Origin of the sequence: Microbacterium maritypicum MF109 (assembly GCF_000455825.1) — a bacterium.
Lineage (GTDB): Bacteria > Actinomycetota > Actinomycetes > Actinomycetales > Microbacteriaceae > Microbacterium > Microbacterium maritypicum_A.
Window position 1 is genome coordinate 1 of record NZ_ATAO01000222.1, and the last position, 484, is coordinate 484.

At 68.4% G+C, this 484-nt stretch carries 1 protein-coding gene; it reads left to right on the top strand.

What is annotated here, in order from left to right; genetic code table 11:
• Positions 1–484 (top strand): DUF7507 domain-containing protein (locus L687_RS39230; protein ID WP_021201322.1); only part of this gene is annotated, 484 nt, incomplete at both ends.

Genomic DNA, 484 nt, shown 5'->3' on the forward strand with positions numbered 1-484 from the left:
ACGTCACCCTCACCGACGTGACGGTCGACGAGACGGCGTTCTCCGGATCCGGTTCGCTGTCTGCGATCGAGTGCCCGGCAGGGGCCGCGAGCATGCTGCCCGGTCAGATCGTCACCTGCACGGCGGAGTATCAGACGACGCAGGCCGACGTGGACTCGGGTCTCCTGACGAACGCCGCCACCGCCACCGGCACTCCGCCGTCGGGCCAGCCCCCGGTCTCGCCGCCTTCGACGGTCGAGGTCCCGTTCGACGGCACCAACTCGCTCACCCTCGAGAAGCGCGCGAACCCGGTCGACGTCAACGGCAACGGCGTCATCGATCCCGGTGACCGTATCGAGTGGACGATCTTCGTGACGAACACCGGCGCTCAGACCATCGACGACATCGTGGTCAGCGACCCCACGGCGGGTCCGGTCACCTGTCCCGCGACGAGTCTCGGATCCGGAGCGCAGATGACCTGCACGGTGCCTGCGCACACCGTCAC